The following is a 14,201-nucleotide window of genomic DNA, read 5'->3' on the forward strand; positions in this document are numbered from 1 at the left end:
ATTAAAGCCGGGGTTGCACATGGATCGCAGGGATTTCGTTCGGATGGGACTCGCCGCTGGCGGGGTGGCCTCGCTCGCTCGCGCCTCGGCGGCCACGCCGCCGGCCAAGGTCGGGCCGGGAAATATTCTCGACGCGGGCGTGGCGGAGCAGCAGGAGTGGATGGCGGCAAACAAGCTGACGTCGCACTCGCTGACCTCGCAGTACCTGCACCGCATCAAGAGCATTGACAAATCCGGCCCCCGCATCAATTCCATCATCGAGATCAATCCGGAAGCGCTGAAGATTGCGCGCGAGATGGACCGCGAGCGCATGGCGCGCAAGGTGCGCGGCCCGCTGCACGGCATCCCAGTCCTGCTGAAGGACAATATCGCCACCGGCGACCGCATGAGCACCAGTGCCGGTTCGCTGGCGCTGGCCGGCGTGCGCGCTGAGCGCGACGCCCATGTGGTGGCGCAGCTGCGCGCCGCGGGCGCTGTCATCATCGGCAAAACGAATCTGAGCGAGTGGGCGAATATGCGCTCCACGCATTCGGTAAGCGGCTGGAGCGCGCGCGGCGGCCTGACCCGCAATCCCTATGCACTGGACCGCAACTGCAGCGGCTCCAGCTCAGGTTCCGGCGCGGCGATTGCCGCCAGCCTGGCCACGCTGGCCGTGGGCACCGAGACCGACGGCTCCATCGTGTCGCCGGCCTCCGTGTGCGGCCTGGTCGGCATCAAGCCCACGATCGGCCTGGTAAGCCGCAGCGGCATCATTCCGATTGCCCATTCGCAGGATACGGCAGGCCCGATGGCCCGCAGCGTTTCCGATGCGGCGCTGATGCTGAGCGCCATGGTGGGCGTGGACGCCAACGATGAAGCGACCAAGGCCGGTGCGGACAAAGCGGCCGACTATGCGAAGGCACTGGACAAAGGCGCCCTGAAAGGCAAGCGCCTCGGCGTGGCGCGCAACTTCTTCGGCTCCAACGACGACCTGGATGAGGCCATCGAGAAATCGCTGGCCGTGCTGAAGGCGCAGGGCGCCGAACTGGTGGACGTGAAGCTGCCGAACACCGACAAATACAATGACAGCGAGCTGCAGGTGCTGCTGTACGAATTCAAGGCCGACCTGGAGGCCTACCTGAAGCAGTATGCGCCGAGTGCGAAGATCGCCAATATGGCGGACCTGATTGCCTTCAACCGCCAGAATGCATCGACCGAGCTGCGCTACTTCGGCCAGGAGCACCTGGAAGCATCGCAGGCGAAAGCAGGGCTGGACAGCGAGGAATACCGCAACGCGCTGTCGAACAACCACCGCTACTCGCGTTCGGAAGGCATCGACCAGATCCTCAAGGAACAGAAGCTGGACGGCCTGGTGGCGCCGACCGGCGGCCCGGCGTGGCTGACGGACTTCATCAACGGCGACCATTACGGCGGCAGCTTCTCCTCGCCTGCAGCGGTGGCGGGCTATCCGCACATCACGGTGCCGGCGGGTTATGTGCACGGCCTGCCGGTGGGCCTGTCCTTCGTTGGCACGGCCTTCAGCGAAGCCTCGCTGATCGGCATGGCCTACGCTTACGAACAGGCCACGCAGCACCGCCGCGCGCCGCAGTTCCCTGCCAGCGTGTCGCTGGCTGTGCGCTGAATCAGACCTCGATAAAACGCATCTTGAAGTTGCGGCCCTTGAAGCTGCCGAACTCGGGGCCAAGGCCGCTGGCGTCGTTCAGGCGCTGGAAGGCGTCGTAGGCGTAGCGGCGGTCCAGCGCCACATAGGTCTGGAACTCCGTCACGTTGATCTTGCCCACCTGTTCCTTGGTCAGGCCGCCGTCGCCGGTCAGCGCGCCCAATACGTCGCCGGGGCGCAGCTTGTCCTTCTTGCCGCCCGAAATACAGAGCGTCATCATCGGCGCCGGGTCGCCCTGCGCGTACTCGTCGTTGTCCAGCTCCTTCAGGTCATGCCACTCGGCAGGCGCGTTCTGGTATTCCTCGATCAGCTTGACCCACTTCTTCTCGTTCGGCGCGCACAGGGTCAGCGAAAGGCCTTTCTCGCCCGCGCGGCCGGTGCGGCCGATACGGTGGGTGTGCACCTCGGTGTCCTTCGATACGTCGGCATTGATCACGGCTTCCAGGTTCTGGATATCGAGGCCGCGCGCCGCCACGTCGGTGGCGATGAGGATGGAGCAGCTGCGGTTCGAGAACAGCACCAGGATCTCGTCGCGTTCGCGCTGTTCCAGTTCGCCATACAGGGCCAGCGCCGAGAAGCCCTGTGAGCGCAGCAGGTCCGCCAGTTCGCGGCAATGCACCTTGGTGTTGCAGAAGATGATGGCGGAAGCGGGGCGGTAGTGCTTGAGCAGGCGCGCCACCGCTTCGTCACGCTCGTCGAAGCCGATTTCGTAGAAGCGCTGCTCGATCTGGCCGCTCGCGTGCTGCGCTTCCACCGTGATTTCAACGGGATCGGCCAGGAAGGCTTCCGTGGCCTGGCGGATGTCGTCCGGGTAGGTGGCGGAGAACAGCAGGGTCTGGCGGCGTTTCGGGCAGGCGCTGACAATGCCCGCGATCTCGTCGTAGAAGCCCATGTCCGTCATGCGGTCCGCTTCGTCCAGCACCAGCACCTGCACGGTGGAGAGGTCGATGGTCTGGCGGCCGATATGGTCGCGGATGCGGCCCGGCGTGCCAACCACAATGTGGGCGCCATGTTCCAGCGACGCGATCTGGGGGCGCATCGGCGCGCCGCCGGTCAGCACCAGGATTTTTACATTGCCCACGCTGCGCGCGAGGCGGCGCAGCTCATTCGCCACCTGGTCGGCCAGCTCGCGGGTAGGGCAGAGCACCAGCCCCTGCGTCGCGAACCATGCCGGATTGATCTTCTGCAGCATGCCGATGCCGAAGGCCGCCGTCTTGCCGCTGCCGGTTTTCGCCTGCGCGATCAGGTCGCGTCCTTCCAGCACCGGCGGCAGGCTTTGCGCCTGGATCGCCGTCATCTCGTGATAGCCAAGCGAGGTGAGGTTGGCGAGGAATTCTTGTGTGAGCGGCAGGCTGGCGAACGAGGTCATGGCGGTCTTCTGAAAGGGAATGGGAACAGTCTAGCAAACTCGCGCTGCGTGCGGCGCGGTGCGAGCCTGCCTCAATCGGGCTGCCAGATCGGCAGGCCAGTCAGGTCGAGGTTCTCGTCGCGCTGCCACAGCGGCAGGCCCGTGGTATCGGTCGGCTCCAGCAATTCCAGCTGCTCCTGCTTCAGGGCAGGCTTGCGCACGCGCGGTGGAGGTGGTCGCTTGGGTTCTGGTTCCATTGGCGCTGCCGGGCCGAAGCCGGGCAGGTCGAATGTCGCATGATCTTTTCTGTCTCTCATTGTCCCAATGCGCCGTACAAAACAAAAGCCCGGCTGAAACAGTCGGGCTTCGATATCTAAAGCGGGGCGCAGTGTACCACAACCATCAACGGAACACGAGGGCGCCGGTGAGATCGCCCGGCGGCAGCGCCCTGTTTTCCGCAAAAGCCTTGTTGCGCACGGCGAGGCCTTCCAGCAGCGGCAGGCCATGCAGGCGCGTGATCAGGCGCAGGATGGAGGTGGTGTCGTAGAAGCTGTGGTCCACGGCGCCTTTCTTCGCGAACGGCGATACCACGATGGCGGGAATGCGGCTGCCCGGGCCCCAGCGGTCGCCTTTCGGCGGCGCCACGTGGTCCCACCAGCCGCCGTTCTCGTCGAAGGTGACAACCACCACCATGTTCGGCCATTGCGGCGAGTGCTTCAGGTGCTCCAGCACGTTGACGATGTGCTGGTCGCCGGATTCGATGTCCGAATAACCCGCGTGCAGGTTCAGGTTGCCCTGCGGCTTGTAGAAGCTGACGGCGGGCAGCTTGCCTGCCACTGCGTCGGCCAGGAATTTGTTGGAGATCGGGCTGTCGCCAAGGCCGCCGTCGCGCAGGTGCTTCTCGCGTTGCGCGGTGCCGGGCGCAAAGCTGGCGAAGTAATTGAATGGCTGGTGGTGCGACTGGAAATTCGGCTTGTTGCCTGCACCCTTGTCATCCAGTGCGGCCTGCCATGCGGCGCCATACCAGGCCCAACTTACGCCTTTGCGCGACAGCAGGTCGCCGATGGTGTCGTAGGTTTGTGGAGGCAAGGTCGAGGCATCGGCCGGATCGGCATAGCGCGGATCGCCGCCCGGAGCAGGGCGCACATAGCTCGGCTGGTAAGGCGTGGCCATGGTGTTGACGGCATAGCCGTCGGGCGTGATGGCGCCATCGTTGACGAATTTCGGCTTGCCCTGGAGTGCGGACTTGGGACTGTCGGCGGTGACGGCGAGCCTGGTGCCCTGCGGGCCGTCCACCGTCTGCGCGATCTTGCGCTTCGCCGCGGTGGAAGCGGCGTTGAAGTATTCCGGTGTGCGGCCGCTGATCAGGAACTGGTGGTTCAGGTAGGATCCGCCGAAGGCCGCCATGAAGAAGTTATCGCACAGCGTGTACTGGCGCGCGATCTGCCACAGGCCGAGGTTCTTGTGCATCTCGCCGTAGTGGCCCATCACCATCGCGCCGGTATCGCCCCAGGCCACGAAACCATCGTTCTTGCCGCCGTTGATCTGCATCTGGTTCTGGTAGAAGCGGTGCGTGAGGTCGCGCGTGATGACCGCTTCCGGCAGCGGTTTGCCGGCGCCGTCCTTCAGGGCGAAGGGCGCGTTCGGCAGGTTCTGGATGGCGTCTTCCTTGATCTCATAGCGCTTGCCGCCAATGTCCTGCGGTTCCGGCACCATGCCGCCCCAGATCTTCGGCAGCGAGGGCAGCACGCTGCCGTCATGGTCGCGCTGCAGATACTGTTCCGGCTTCAGTTGCGACAGCGGGGAAGCAAGGCCGGGGAAATCGGCGAAGAGGTTGTTGAAGCTGCGGTTTTCCAGATAGATGACCACCACGTTCTTCACGTTGGCCTTGAGCTTCTCATCCAGCGAGCCCTTGGCGGGCTTAGTTGCCGAAGTAGCTGCAACGGGCAATGCGGTCGCGATGCCGGCAGCAGTCGCCGCCTGAAAAATCTTGCGCCGCGACGGATTGTTCGGCTGCTCGGTCTTCTGTTCTTTCACACGCATCTCCAGAGTTAGGGCGCAAAAATTGTAACACCCGGCAATACCCGCCGCCATTATTTCCGCTTGCGGCCGCTCATCGCAGGGCACGCACGACGACGATAAAGTGAGGAATCAGCTTATCGCCTGCCTATAATGAATAATCAGGAAAACGACGATGCCGGACTGCCGGCAAATGATCGGAGGGCGATCCGTTCGTTTCGCAAGCTGATTGATGCCCATGAGAAGAAGCTCGAAGAGTTCATTTCGCGCCCAACAGTTCGCCCTGGCATGGAAGATCTGGCGTCTGACCTAGTCCGGTCGCAGCAGGAGGCGAGAGCAAAACGGCTTATCCGGGAAATCCGGAAATTTGAGAATGAAATTGCGCGCCGCCGGGCGGGTGCAGGGAAGGACGTACGATGAACAGTTGCGAGTTGAGGATATTTCTGGACGGTGCAATGCCAGATTGGGCTGCAATCGGAACAGCACGGACAATCTGCCTGATGGATTCCACGCATCAGTTAGAGAAGCTCGTGTTGAATGCCGTGGATGCGGGAGCTTTCGCTTTCGTTTGCTGCGGCGAACAGGCGGACCAGGTGGAAGACTCAATTGATGAAGCGCTGGAACGGTCAGAGGACATGTTCGACATCATGACGACCGCGCATAACGGTGAAACGGTTGATGACATCGCATTTTTCATTGCTGTCGCGCTGGGCGGCGATGAACCCTTCCGCGTACTGGCCTTTGTGCAATCCGACGATAAGCAGGCCTTGGCGGTATGCGAGGCGCTGAAAGGCTACGCCGCTGTGCCCGCATAGTAAAAAACCGCTGGCTCCTTGTGGAAACCAGCGGTTTTCTGAATTTGGTTGCGGGGACAGGATTTGAACCTGTGACCTTCGGGTTATGAGCCCGACGAGCTGCCAGACTGCTCCACCCCGCGTCTGAGGCAAGCATTATATACCGTGCAGCCCGAAACCGCAAGGACCGTTACGCGGCCGCCAGCCGCCACAGCGAAGTCACTTCCGCGGCGCGGGCGGCGTGCAGCGGGTCTGAGGCGTCGGCAGCACGCGGATGCACCGGGCGCACGTCCTGGCGGCCCAGTACCTTGAGGCCGGCCGCCGTAATCCATTCCATCAGCTGCTCGCGCGGGCGCAGGCCGAGGTGCTCGGCCAGGTCGGACAGGATCAGCCAGCCTTCGCCGCCGGGCGCCAGGTGGTCCTTCAGGCCGCACAGGAAGCCGCGCAGCATGCGGCTGTCCGGGTCGTACACGGCATGCTCGATCGAGGAGTTCGGCCGCGCCGGCACCCAGGGCGGATTGCAGACCACCAGCGTCGCGCGGCCCGGCGGGAACAGGTCGGCCTCCAGCAGTTCGACGCGGTCGTCCACATCCAGCCGCGCCAGGTTCTCGCGTGCACAGCTCAGGGCGCGCTGGTCCATGTCGGTGGCCACCACGCGCGCAATGCCGCGCCTTGCCAGCAGTGCGGACAGGACGCCCGTGCCGGCGCCGATGTCGAAGGCCAGCGAGGTATCGCGCGGCAGCGGCGCGTCGGCCACCAGCTGCACGTATTCGCCGCGTACCGGCGAGAACACGCCGTAATGCGGATGAATGCGCGCGCCCAGCGCAGGAATCTCGACCCCGGCCTTGCGCCATTCGTGTGCTCCGATCAGGCCAAGCAGTTCGCGCAGCGAGATCACGAAGGCGTCCTCGCCGCGCCCATAGGCTTCGTTGCAGGCCAGCTTCACGTCCGGCGCGCGGCGCAGCGGAATCGTGTAGCCGGGGTCGAAAGGAATCAGCAGCATGGCCAGCGTGCGTGCGCGCTGCGACTGGGCCTGGCGGTGCAGGTGGAAGGCTTCGGTGGGGCTGGCTGGCGTTTTCGCAGCCTTGGCCTTCTTGCCCTTGCCCTTATGGTCGGTGCGGCGGGCCAGCGCCTGCAGCAGCTGGCGCGCGTTCTGGTAGTCGCCGCGCCACAGCAGGGCGGTGCCTTCGCAGGCCAGGCGGTAGGCCACATCGGCATTGGTGCGGTCGTCGGCGATGATGACGCGCTTGGGCGGCGGCATGCCTGCTTCCGAATGCCAGCGCGCCGAACGGTGCTCGCCGTTTTCGGTCCAGTGAATGAGTTGTGGCGCGCCAGCTTGCATACGAATGTCCGGTCAGGAGTAAACGGCGAAACCGCCTGCACAGGGCAAGCGGTTTCGGTGAGCTGGGTATTATACGCGGCGCGTCAGGCGGCGTCGCCTTTGCCGTCCGGCTGGTAGGTTTCGACGATTTCCGGTGCGGCCATGGAAACCGGCGTTTTCTCCGGCTCAGGAGCAGGTACAGCAGGCGCTGCGCCGTAGGCATCGGCCACGCTCCTGGCCTTGCCGTCGGCCGGGCCATACAGGCCTGCATCCGGCTGGCTGTTGACCAGCTTGAGCAGGCGCAGCGACAGGCTGCCCAGCGAGTTGTCGTCTTTCTTGACGTCGCCGCCGATGGGTTTCTCGAACAGCTTGAACAGGTCGGCCAGGCTGCCGGGGAAGTCGATATCCGGGAATTCCACGGCGGGCAGCGGCATGGCCGGGTTCTGGTCGGCCAGCTCCTCGCGGCGCGACGGCGCGCTGCTGGCGGCACCTGCCTGCAGAGACGCTTCGTAGCTTACTTCGATCTCGAAGTCGTATTTCTGGCCATCGGCCAGCGTGATCGTGCCCTTGCCGATGAAATGGGAACTGTCCTTCAGGCTGAAGGCGGCCGCGTTGAACACGCCATCCGCGCCCTCGCTGCTCATCACGCCTGCCGCAAAGCTCGATGCGCTTTCCAGGCTGACGGAGTCGAAATCGATGCTGGCGCCGTCCATGGCGTCGCCGAACATGTCCCTGGCGAAGCTGTTGAGCAGGTTCTGCGCCAAATCCACCGTGGCATGGCCCAGCGCGCCGACACGCTGTTGCAGGTCGAGGCCGGTGCGCGACAGCGAGACCGGATTGGCGTTCCCGGCTTGCTTGACCTCGTTCGCGCCATTGCCGCGTGCGGATGCCGGCAGATTGCTGCCGGGGCCGGTGTTCTGGTAGCCGCGCGGGCCAAGTGGATGAATGGAAGCCATGGTGCTCGCCTTTGATGTTGTTACCCCTGTAACGGCATTTTCTCGCCCTTACTTGAGGCAGATCAGTGGTGATGGGTCCACAAACCGTTGGAATCGAGGTAGGACTTGACGGCGTCCGCCTGGCCGATGGCATGCAGTTTCACCTCGCCACAGGAGCACACGCCGGAATAGGGCGTGATATGGGAACAGGCGGAAACTTTTTGAACGGAAACTTTGACCGCCTTGGCGCATTTTGCGCACTTGAAGGTGAGGGTGCGTGGTGCTTTCAACATGATTTCGGAAGCTGCTGGCAAAAGCAGGATTTTATCAGGCAAACAGGTCGAGGAGGCGCGCTGCCGGTTCCTGCTGGCCATAGGCGCGGCTGACTTGCTGCCGACGCGCAGCGATTTCGGCCCGGGCTTCCTGTTCCATCTGGCTGGCGCGGGCGGCCACGGCCCGGTCGGCGCCGCTGGGATTGGCCGGGGCCAGGGCGGCGGCCTGGATGGTCTGGGCCCGGCTCAGGGTCTCTTCCGGCGTGCCGCCGGGCGAGGTGTCGATATTGACTTCGCCGCCGACGGCGTAATTGACACCGTTGGGGCCGCGCTCGTAGGTGTAGGACGGGCCAGAGGTGGCGAGTCCGCCTGCGGCTGACAGATGCGCCATTTCATGCTGGCGCACCGCGGTATCGCGCGCTTTCAGCTTGTCCAGCTGGGCTTGCGCTTCCTTGCTGAGCTCGGCCGTGCGCACCGGCCGCGTATCGGCGGCAGGGGGCAGGCTGCGAACGGCTGGGATAGCGCTGATGCTCATGGCTGCATGATAGCAAAGCTTGTGCGCACATTTTTTGCATGCGAGGTCAACGGGGGCTTAGCGGCCCACGTTCTTTGAGAAGCAGTACCGTCAGCTCTCTGAGAGGTCCATGTCATGGAAGAGAAGAAGCAACCGAGCAAGGAAGATGTCCGCCATTGGCTGCAGACGCAGGTCGAGGGGCGCAGGCCGCCCCCTGACCCGCAACAGATCCGGCGCGAGCTGGGCTGGGATCTCGTGAAAATGGAGCGGGGCGAAATGCCGAAGCGCTAGTTCCTGCCGGTTTATTGAACACCCACCACGCTGCGCCCGCCCGCTGCGGGCTGAACCACGATGCGGGTGCCGATCCGATCCGTCATCTCCTGCACATGGGAGATGATGCCTACCTTTCTTCCCATCGATTGCAGATTGTCCAGCGCATCCATCGCCACGCGCAGCGTTTCCGCGTCCAGGCTGCCGAAACCTTCGTCGATGAACAGCGACTCGACCCGTACACGGTTGGAGGACAGCGAGGCCAGGCCCAGCGCCAGCGCGAGCGAGACGAGGAAGGATTCGCCGCCGGACAGCGAATGTACCGAGCGCAGGTCGTCGCCCATGTGCTGGTCGCGCACCAGCAGGCCGAGCGAAGGCTGGCCGGGGTTATCCGTGCGCTGCAGCTGGTAGCGCGGCGCGAGCTGGCCGAGGTGGGCGTTGGCATAGCCCAGCAGTACGTCCAGCGTGAATTGCTGGGCGTAGTTGCGGAATTTTTTGCCATCCGCCGAACCAATCAGTTCGTTCAGGCGCGCCCAGCGCCGTTCTTCCATTTCCTGCTTGCCGATATCGGCCAGCATGGATTCCGCGGCCTTGCGGCGCCCATCGTCCTGGGCCAGCACGAACTTCGCGGCGGCTGCGGCGTCGTGCGCCTGCTTGCGTTCGGCCTCGATGGCGGAGAGCGCGGCCTGCAGCATGGCGGCATCCGCGCCAGCACCGTCTCCGATGGCATCGCTGGCACCGGCCTCGCCCGCGGCAGGCTGCGGCGCCAGCGCGGCATGGCGGGCCGCCTGGGCTTCGCGTTCCGCGAGAACGCTCTGCGCATTGGCGAGCGACTGTTCCATCGCCTGCAGCGCTTCGCGCTCGCGGCGGATGGCATCTGCGGGCTGCGCCAGCAGCTCGCGCAGGGCTTCCGGCGTGTCGGGATCGTCCTCCTGCGCGCCGGGGCGCTGGCGGAAAGCGCTGAGCCACTGCGCAAGCCGGCCGGCTGCGAGATCTTGCGCGGCGGCGGTGTCGGCCAGGCGCTGTCTGCATTGGGCCAGCGCTTCGTCCGCGCGCGCCCTTTGCTGGCCTGCCGCGTGCAATGCCTCCTGTTGCGCGGTCAGCGCGCTGCGGGCGGTGTCGACCGCTGCCTGCAGCCCGGCTTCGATCTCGCTGACCGCTCTGCCGTCCCACAGCGCTGACCGTGCCGTGCGTGCGGCATGCAGCGCTTCCCCATTGCGCTGGTGCGCAAGGCGCGCGGCGGCAAGATCGGCGGCCGCTTTGTCCGCGGCAGTGCGCAGCGCGCCGGCGGTGACGGCTGCGGAAGTGATTTCGGCCTTGCGCTCGTCGCATGCTGCCTGCTGCGCCAGCCATTGGCGGCTTTGGTCCTGATGCCGTTCGTGGAAAGCCGCCGGATCGGCTTGCCAGCTTGCGCGCCACGCCTGGTCTCCGAAGGCGCTGTCGATGCGTTCCAGCAGGCCGTTCAGGCGCTCGCGTGCCTCGCTGTGCCGGGAGTGCAGCCCCTCCAGCTGCGTGCGCTGCGCCGTGAGTGTGTTCTGTGCGCCGGCGGCCGCGGACTGCAGCTGCGTGTGCTCGGCGCTGGCGCGGTCGCACGCGGCCTGCGCTGCATCGCGCGCCTTGCGGGCGCTGTCCAGCCGCTGCGCCTGCACTGCGAGAGCGTCCAGCGCGGCGAGCGTGTTGGCCAGCTCGGTGGACAGCCATGCAGTGATGCCGCTTTCAGGCAGTCCGCCCAATGCTGCACTGGCCTCTGTCCATAGCGTGGACAGTGCATCCACGGCGGTGCCGAGCGCGTTCAGTTCCGTGCCAAGGCTTGCCTGTTGCCCGATACTGGCCTGCGCTTTCGTACGAAGTTCCGCTTCCTGCTCGATGCCTGCCTGGGTAGCGGCGCGGCAGCGGGCCACTTCGGCCTGCAGCTCCGCGAGCATCGCGTGCAGTTTGCTGTCGCCGTGGCGGTAGGGATGGTCGGTGGCGCCGCAGACAGGGCAGGGCACCTCGTCCTCCAGCGTGGCGCGCAGGGTTTCCACATTCTCGCCGGTTGCGGCTTCGGCCAGCCGCAGGGAGCGCTCGGCCTGAACCAGCGCGGCGGCCAGGGCGGGGCCGTGCTGCTGAACGGCGGCGAGCTGCTGTTCAGCGGCGGCTTGCGCCGCCTGCAGGTCCGCCAGCTGCTGTGCGAGTGTGCGCTGGCGCTGCCTCGCCGCCTCCATGTCCGTGAAGGCGCGTTCCGCCTTGGCCAGGGCCGCACGGCGGCTTTCCAGCTGTTCGCGGCCGGTCAACAGCGCATCGGCATCGATGCCGGCCAGCGTGGCCGCCGCTTCCTGGCGTTTCGCTTCGCAGGCATTCAGCCGTCCGGATGCGGCGGCAAGCCGTTCGAGCGCGGAGGCATGCGCTGTACTCGCGCTTTCCATCGCTGTCTGCAGCGCGATGCGGTCCTGATCCAGCTTGCGGACCTGGCCGTGGGCCTGCTCGGCCTGGGTGAACAGCACTTCCCAGCGCTGCCATTCGCGCGCAAGGGCGGCCCAGCCGGCATGCTGCGACAGCCACTCGCTGCCCGCATGCTGCGCCTGCTCCAGGGCCTGCAGCGCAGCCTGCTGGCGCGTGGCTGCGGCACGCGCATCGTCATCCGTGGCACTGGCAGCCTGCAGCGCGGTCTGCGATTGCCGGTGCGCGGGCAGCATGGCTTCAATGCGGGCGTCCAGCGCCTTGGCCTGGTCCAGTCCCGGTCCCGCATCGCGGCGTGCCTGTTCAGCCGCCTGCAGCCGCGCGGCGTGCTCCTGCGATTGCGCGGCGAGCGCCTGCTGCGCTTCGGCCGCAGCGGCGGCATCGCGTTCGCCGTGCTGCAAGGCCGTGCGTACCGCTGCCGCCTGCGCGTCGAGCCGCGCTGCTTCTTCAGCGAGGGGGCGCGCTTCCTGTGCTGCTTCCAGCCTTTGCAGTGCGGTGCGGCGCGGCGCGGCATCGTCCAGCGCTGCCTTGCAGCCGGCGATCTGGCGGTGCGCGGCGGCGATGTCCTGCGCCAGCTGGTCGGCCTGCAGGCGCCAGCGCAAGCGGGCTTCGGCGGCGGACTTGCGCAGGTCGATCTGCGCAAGCGCTTCTTCCGCGGCGGTGCTGCGCAGCTCTGCCTCGGCACGGGTTTCGGCGGAAAGCGGCTGCTGGTCGGCGAGGCGCGCGTGCAGCGCCTGCAGCCGTTGCAGCTCCAGCTTGGCGCGCTCGTGGGCGCGCTTCGAAATCTCGGAATAGACGGTGCTGCCGGTCAGGGTTTCCAGCAGCTGGCCGCGTTCGTCGTCCTGCGATTTCAGGAAGGTGGCAAATTCGTTCTGCGCCAGCAGCACGGCGCGCGTGAACTGGTCGAAGCTCAGGCCGATGCGCTGTTCGATTTCGGCTTTAACTTCGGTCTTGGTGCCGCCAATCGGCTGCAGTTCTGGAAGGCTGCTCAGCGACATGGCCGTTGCCTGCAGGGCGCCGGCAGCCTTGGTGCGCGCGCGGCGCACGCTCCAGCGCGCACGGTAGGCCTTGCCGTCGCTGCCCTCGAAATCCACCTCCGCATGGCCCTCGGCCATGCCGCGCCGGAGCAGGGTGCGCGTGTCATCGGAGGAAATGGCGTCGCCCGCATCCGGCGTCTTGCCGGTGGCCCGCACCAGGCGTGGCGTGCGGTCATACAGGGCCAGGCACAGCGCGTCCAGCAAGGTGCTCTTGCCGGCGCCGGTAGGGCCGCTGATGGCGAACAGGCCGGCCGATGCCAGCGGTTCGGCAGTGAAATCGATGGAGAATTCTTCGGCCAGCGAGGCGAGGTTGCGGCCGCCGATGCGCAGGATCTTCATCCGTGCTCCCGTGCCAGCACCAGTTCGGCGAACGCGCGCAGCTGTTCCTCGGGCACCTCGCTGTCGAACTTCTGGCGGTAGAGGCGGCGGAACACTTCGTCCGGCTGCAGCTGCGCCAGCTGGTCGAGCGACACGGCGGCATCTTCCAGCGACTGCCCGCGCGAGCTGCTCGATGTTTCGATCTTTGCCAGCCGTACCGGCTTGCCTTCGATGGCCGCTTCGATGCGCGCGCGCAGGCCCGGCTCCGGCGCATCCAGCCGCACCCGCACTTCGAGATAGGGCTGGGCCTGTGGCGGACAGCCCGGCAGGTCCAGTGCCGCCAGTTCGGCCAGCACTTCGTCGATCGGCGCCGGGCGGGCCGGAATGCGCAGCAGCGGCACCGCGCGCGGCACCATCAGCGGCGTGACGCTGCGCAGCGCGGCGCCTTCCAGCTCGATGCTCAATACCTGGTGCTGGTAGCCGGTTTCCGAGAACGACAGCGGAATCGGGCTGCCGGAGTAGCGGATATGCTCCTGCTTGCCCACGCTTTGCGCCAGGTGCAGGTGCCCCAGCGCCGTGTAGGCGATGGAGGGCGCGAACATCCCGGCCGGCAGCATTTCGGTGCCGCCGATGACGATGCGGCGTTCGGAGTCGGCCGACATCTGGCCATCCACCATATGGCAGTGGCCCATGGCGATCAGGGCTTCGTGGGGCTGGCGCAGGGCCTGCGCATGGGCTTCGGCCAGGCGGTACAACTCCGCGATGCCGGCCAGGTAGGGATCGCCTTCCACAGCTTCCAGGCGCGGGACGTCGCCGGGTCGCAGGAAGGGCACGGCGATACACCATGCGGCGATTTTGCCGTCTGCCGTGGTGAGCGGCACCACCAGGCTCCCGATATCGATGCCGCCATCCGCCTTGCGCAGCACATTGCCCACGATGCGCACGCCCTGCGCTTCCAGCAGCGGCACCGGCGCTTCCAGGCGGCCCGGCGAATCGTGGTTGCCCGCGATGATGACCAGCTCCAGCTGCGGCGCACGCTCACGCGCCTGCTGCAGAAAGCGGTACAGCTGGCGCTGCGAGGCGGCGGAGGGATTGGCATTGTCGAACACGTCGCCCGCGATCAGCAGCGCATCGGCGTTTTCGCTGACGATGCGGTCCAGCAGCCAGTCCAGGAAGCACTGGTGCTCGTAGTGGCGGTCAAAATTGTGGAGCGACTGGCCCAGATGCCAGTCGGACGTGTGCAGCAGGCGCATGGAATGTGAAACCGGTGGTGG

13 protein-coding genes and 1 tRNA gene are annotated in these 14,201 nt (G+C 66.0%); 4 read left to right on the forward strand and 10 right to left on the reverse strand.

The features are described 5' to 3' along the window. Positions 1-19: 19 nt before the first annotated feature. A complete protein-coding gene (locus ACJRPG_RS14255; protein ID WP_408000748.1) occupies positions 20-1,621 on the forward strand; it encodes an amidase in 1,602 nt (533 codons plus the stop codon). Position 1,622: 1 nt separating this feature from the next. Here ACJRPG_RS14255 and dbpA read toward each other — a convergent pair whose 3' ends face one another. The 3 genes from dbpA to ACJRPG_RS14270 form a co-directional block, all read right to left on the reverse strand. Continuing rightward, on the reverse strand, positions 1,623-3,029 hold the full coding sequence (gene dbpA / locus ACJRPG_RS14260; protein ID WP_408000749.1) for an ATP-dependent RNA helicase DbpA: 1,407 nt from the start codon (positions 3,027-3,029) through the stop codon (positions 1,623-1,625). Between the two features lie 71 nt (positions 3,030-3,100). After that, a complete protein-coding gene (locus ACJRPG_RS14265) occupies positions 3,101-3,265 on the reverse strand; it encodes a hypothetical protein (RefSeq protein ID WP_408000750.1) in 165 nt (54 codons plus the stop codon). Between the two features lie 145 nt (positions 3,266-3,410). Next, on the reverse strand, positions 3,411-5,045 hold the full coding sequence (locus ACJRPG_RS14270; RefSeq protein ID WP_408000751.1) for an acid phosphatase: 1,635 nt from the start codon (positions 5,043-5,045) through the stop codon (positions 3,411-3,413). Between the two features lie 135 nt (positions 5,046-5,180). Here ACJRPG_RS14270 and ACJRPG_RS14275 point away from each other — a divergent pair, with 135 nt between their 5' ends. Further along, on the forward strand, positions 5,181-5,447 hold the full coding sequence (locus ACJRPG_RS14275) for a hypothetical protein (protein ID WP_408000752.1): 267 nt from the start codon (positions 5,181-5,183) through the stop codon (positions 5,445-5,447). Then, a complete protein-coding gene (locus ACJRPG_RS14280) occupies positions 5,444-5,842 on the forward strand; it encodes a DUF7684 family protein (protein ID WP_408000753.1) in 399 nt (132 codons plus the stop codon). Before ACJRPG_RS14275 ends, ACJRPG_RS14280 begins: the two co-directional genes overlap by 4 nt. Before the next feature lie 45 nt (positions 5,843-5,887). Here ACJRPG_RS14280 and ACJRPG_RS14285 read toward each other — a convergent pair. The 5 genes from ACJRPG_RS14285 to ACJRPG_RS14305 all read right to left on the reverse strand — a co-directional run bounded on the left by ACJRPG_RS14285 (position 5,888) and on the right by ACJRPG_RS14305 (position 8,884). Next, positions 5,888-5,964 (reverse strand) — tRNA-Met (locus tag ACJRPG_RS14285). A 47-nt stretch (positions 5,965-6,011) separates the two neighbouring features. Next, entirely contained in the window at positions 6,012-7,163 is a 1,152-nt protein-coding gene (locus ACJRPG_RS14290) for a methyltransferase (protein ID WP_408000754.1), read from the reverse strand. 83 nt (positions 7,164-7,246) lie between these two features. Next, the gene (locus tag ACJRPG_RS14295) at positions 7,247-8,098 is read right to left on the reverse strand and encodes a hypothetical protein (protein ID WP_408000755.1); all 852 of its coding nucleotides are present in this window, start codon (positions 8,096-8,098) and stop codon (positions 7,247-7,249) included. A 62-nt stretch (positions 8,099-8,160) separates the two neighbouring features. Beyond that, a complete protein-coding gene (locus ACJRPG_RS14300) occupies positions 8,161-8,370 on the reverse strand; it encodes a hypothetical protein (protein ID WP_408000756.1) in 210 nt (69 codons plus the stop codon). A 34-nt stretch (positions 8,371-8,404) separates the two neighbouring features. Further along, complete coding sequence (locus ACJRPG_RS14305) at positions 8,405-8,884, reverse strand: putative metalloprotease CJM1_0395 family protein (RefSeq protein WP_408000757.1); 480 nt, start codon at positions 8,882-8,884, stop codon at positions 8,405-8,407. 114 nt (positions 8,885-8,998) lie between these two features. Between ACJRPG_RS14305 and ACJRPG_RS14310 the strand changes: the two genes are divergently transcribed. Then, complete coding sequence (locus ACJRPG_RS14310) at positions 8,999-9,154, forward strand: hypothetical protein (RefSeq protein ID WP_408000758.1); 156 nt, start codon at positions 8,999-9,001, stop codon at positions 9,152-9,154. 11 nt (positions 9,155-9,165) lie between these two features. Here ACJRPG_RS14310 and ACJRPG_RS14315 read toward each other — a convergent pair whose 3' ends face one another. Then, positions 9,166-12,948, reverse strand: a complete 3,783-nt coding sequence (locus ACJRPG_RS14315) for an AAA family ATPase (RefSeq protein ID WP_408000759.1) — start codon at positions 12,946-12,948, stop codon at positions 9,166-9,168. Then, positions 12,945-14,180 (reverse strand): exonuclease SbcCD subunit D C-terminal domain-containing protein, encoded by a 1,236-nt coding sequence (locus ACJRPG_RS14320; RefSeq protein WP_408000760.1) that lies wholly within the window; start codon positions 14,178-14,180, stop codon positions 12,945-12,947. Before ACJRPG_RS14320 ends, ACJRPG_RS14315 begins: the two co-directional genes overlap by 4 nt. Positions 14,181-14,201 lie beyond the last annotated feature (21 nt).

Source organism: Pseudoduganella rhizocola (genome assembly GCF_045984285.3).
GTDB lineage: Bacteria > Pseudomonadota > Gammaproteobacteria > Burkholderiales > Burkholderiaceae_D > Rugamonas.